The 4,255-nt window shown below is 72.5% G+C and carries 1 protein-coding gene; it reads left to right on the top strand.

The window, feature by feature from the left end; genetic code table 11:
* Nucleotides 1-4,255: type I polyketide synthase (locus ACWGI6_RS38065; protein ID WP_453271755.1), on the top strand; the 4,255-nt coding region annotated here is incomplete at both ends.

The raw sequence follows: 4,255 nt of genomic DNA, 5'->3' as shown, positions 1-4,255 counted from the left end.
ATGGGACAAGACTGCCTCACCAACGACGTCACCTTCGTCTCCACACTCCGCCGCGACCGCCCCGAGGAGCACGAGCTGCTCACCGGGCTGAGCCGTGCCCACGCGCGCGGCATCCGGATCGGCTGGGACGCCTTCTTCGCCGGTCACGAGGACGGCTGGGCGGACCTGCCCACGTACGCCTTCGAGCACAAGTGGTACTGGCTGGACGCCCCGGCCCGCACTGCCGGGGATCTTGGTTCGGTGGGTCTGCGGACCGTGGAGCACCCGATGCTCGGCGCGATGGTGGCGACACCCGAGTCGGACGGCGTGGTGCTGACCGGCCGGCTGGCCGTCGACTCCCACCCGTGGGTCGACGACCACGAGGTGTTCGGCCGGGTGCTGCTTCCCGGCACGGGCCTCCTGGAGCTCGCGATCCGGGCCGGTGACGAGGTCGGCTGCGGCGTCGTCGAAGAGCTGACTCTGCAGGCACCCCTGGTGCTGCCGGCGAAAGGCTCCGGCGGGCTCGACCTGCGCGTCGTCGTCAGTGCTGCCGACGGCACGGGAGCCCGTACGGTCGGCGTCCACTCCCGCCCGGAGCACGCGGATGGCGAGTGGACCCGGCACGCCACCGGCGTGCTCGTGTCCGGCACGGGTGCGGCCCCGGTCGAGCTGACCGCGTGGCCGCCGCCGGGTGCCGTACCGGTGCCCCTGGAGGGCTGCTACGAGCGCCTGACCGACCGGGGCTACGGTTACGGACCAGTGTTCCAGGGCCTCAAGGCCGCCTGGCGGCGCGGCGAAGATGTGTTCGCCGAGGTGTCGCTCCCGGAGGAGGCGCGGGCCGAAGCGGCCCGCTTCGGCCTGCACCCGGCGCTGCTGGATGCCGCCATGCACGCGGACCTGCTCTCTGAAGGCGGTGCCGGCGAGACCCTGCTGCCGTTCTCCTGGAACGGCGTCACCCTGCACGCGGCCGGAGTCTCGTCCCTGCGCGTCCATCTGCGCCGGGTACGCGGCGACGAGCTCTCCGCGATCTGGGTGGCGGACGAGCGGGGTCGCCCCGTGGCGACGGTCGAGTCCCTCGTGTCGCGGCCCGTCTCGCAGGAGCAGCTGGCGGCCGCCGGAACGCCGGACGCCCTGTTCCGGATCGGCTGGAGCCCGCTGGGCACCCCGAAGAGCGCCCCTACCGAACTGCTCGACCACGAGGCGCTCCGCCCGGACGACGCTGTCCCGGCCGCCGTGGTCCTGCGGGTCGGCCCGGGCGCCGACGATGTGCCCGAGGCGGTGCGGAGCGTGACCGCCCGGGTGCTGGAGGCCGTACGGTCCTGGCTGGCAGACGAGCGCTGCGCGGAGTCGACCCTGGTACTGCTCACGCAGAGCGCGCTGGCCGTGCGCGCCGGCGAAACCGTGGACCTGTCCCAGGCACCCGTGTGGGGCCTGGTGCGGGCGGCGCAGCAGGAGAACCCGGGGCGGTTCGTCGTGGCTGACACGGACGGCACCGAGGAGTCGGCTCGTGCCCTGGCCGCCGCTGTTGCCACCGGTGAGCCCGAAATCGCCCTGCGCGACGGCACGGCACTCGTCCCACGTCTCGCTCCGGCCGGAGCGACGGCCCCGGGCAGCCAGTGGAACCCCGGGGGCACCGTGCTCGTCACGGGCGGCACGGGCGGTCTGGGTGCACTGGTCGCGCGCCATCTCGTGGCCGAGCACGGGGTTCGGCACCTCCTGCTCACCAGTCGCCGCGGCCGGGAAGCCCCTGGCGCGGCCGAGCTGAGCGACGAACTCGCCGCACTGGGCGCTCAGGTGACCGTCGCGGCGTGCGACGTGTCCGAGCGCGGAGCGGTGGCGGCGCTCCTTGAGGGCATCCCTGCTCGGCACCCCCTGACCGCGGTCGTACACGCGGCGGGTGTGGCGGACAACGCCCTGGTCGGGGCGCTGACCCTCGAGCGGTTCGATGCGGTGCTGCGTCCGAAGGCCGATGCGGCCTGGCATCTGCACGAGCTGACCAAGGACAGTGATCTGGCCGCCTTCGTGATGTTCTCCTCGGCAGGCGGTCTGGTGCTTGCCGCAGGACAGGCCAACTACGCCGCGGCCAACGTCTTCCTCGACGCGCTCGCCGCACACCGCCGCGCGGCAGGGCTCCCCGCCACAGCGCTCGCCTACGGCATGTGGGAGGTCAACACCGGTCTGGGCGGTGATCTGGCCGACAGCGACCTCGAGCGCATGAAGCGCCTGGGTACGCCAGCACTGACCGTGGAACAGGGCCTCGCGCTCTTCGACGATGCGCTCGGCCACGAGGAGGCGGTTCTGGTCCCGCTTCCGGTCGACCGGGCGGCACTCCAGGGCCGTGCGGACGAACTTCCGGCGCTGTTGCGGGGACTCGTCCGCGGCCCCGTACGCCGGACGGTGCGCGGCACGGGGGAATCCGCCGGAGGCAGCGCCTTCGAACAGCGCATTGCCGGACTGGACGAAGCAGAGCGCGGGCTCGTCGTTCTGGAGTCGGTGCGCGTGCACGTCGCCACGGTGCTCGGCCACGAGTCAGCGGACGCGGTCGAACCCGACCGTGCGTTCAAGGAGCTCGGCTTCGACTCCCTCGCCGCCGTCGAACTGCGCAACGCGCTCAACGGCGAAACCGGCCTGCGCCTGCCGGCCACGCTCGTCTTCGACTACCCGAACTGCCGCGCGGTGGCGGACTTCATCACGACCCGGCTCTCCGGGGTCGTGTCCACCGCGCCCGCGCGTCAGGAGCAGTCGCTCCGGACCGGGGCGGTCGACGAGCCCGTCGCCATCGTCTCCATCAGCTGCCGCTTCCCCGGCGGTGTGGCTTCCGCCGAGGACCTGTGGCGCCTGATCGCCGAGGGCAGCGACGCCGTCGCCGGTTTCCCGGCCGACCGCGGCTGGTCCGAGGACCTGTACGACCCGGAGCCGGGCACTCCGGGCAAGACCTACTCCCGCGAGGGCGGATTCCTCTACGACGCCGCCGAGTTCGACCCCGCGTTCTTCGGCATCATGCCGCGCGAGGCGGTAGCGATGGACCCGCAGCAGCGCCTGCTGCTGCAGAGCTCCTGGGAGGCGTTCGAGCGGGCCGGCATCGACCCCCTCTCCGTACGCGGCAGCCAGACAGGTGTGTACGCGGGCGTCATGTACCACGACTACGGCAGCCGTCCGGGCGAGGTGCCCGAGGATCTCGCCGCCTACGTCGGCAATGGCAGCGCCGGCAGCATCGCCTCCGGGCGAGTGGCCTACGCCCTCGGGCTGGAGGGCCCGGCGGTGACGGTGGACACGGCGTGCTCGTCGTCGCTCGTGTCTTTGCACATGGCCGTCCAGGCGCTCCGCTCCGGCGAGATCGACCTGGCCCTGGCCGGCGGCGTCACCGTGATGCCGACCCCGGAGATCTTCGTCGACTTCAGCCAGCAGCGCGGCCTGGCCGCCGACGGCCGCTGCAAGTCCTTCGCCGATGCGGCCGACGGCACCGGATGGGGCGAGGGTGTGGGCCTGTTGCTGCTGGAGCGGCTGTCGGACGCGCAGCGCAACGGGCACCCGGTCCTCGCGGTGGTGCGCGGCTCCGCGATCAACCAGGACGGCGCCTCCAACGGACTCACCGCGCCCAACGGCCCCTCGCAGCAGCGGGTGATCCAGCGTGCACTCGCCGCCTCCGGGCTCACCACGTCCGACGTGGACGCGGTGGAGGGCCACGGCACCGGTACCCGGTTGGGGGACCCGATCGAGGCCCAGGCGCTGCTGGCCACGTACGGACAAGGGCGCGAGGAGGGCCGGCCGTTGTGGCTCGGCTCGATCAAGTCCAACATCGGCCATGCGCAGGCCGCGGCGGGTGTCAGCGGTGTCATCAAGATGGTGATGGCGCTACGGCACGGCGTGCTGCCGAAGACACTGCACGTCGACGAACCCAGCAACCAGGTCGACTGGTCGGCGGGCGACGTGCGGTTGCTGACCGAGCCGGTGGAGTGGCCGGAGACCGGCCGACCGCGGCGGGCCGGCGTGTCCTCGTTCGGTCTGAGTGGCACCAACGCCCATGTCATCGTCGAGCAGGCACCGCAGAGCGCGGGCACCGAGGCGTCCCCCGCCGGCCGTGTCAGCACGACCACGGTCCCGGTGGTGCTGTCTGCGAAGTCGGCGGAGGCATTGCCGGCACAGGCGGAGCGACTGCACCAGTACCTGACCTCCGACCGAACACCCGAACTCGCCGATGTCGCCTACTCATTGGCGACAACACGGGCCGCTCTGGAACACCGTGCGGTGGTGCTGGGCAGGGACCGTGAGGCGG

It is taken from the genome of Streptomyces sp. NPDC054786 (genome assembly GCF_053611685.1).
Note: the sequence above shows the minus strand (reverse complement) of the source record. Positions and strands in the feature narration are given on the sequence as shown.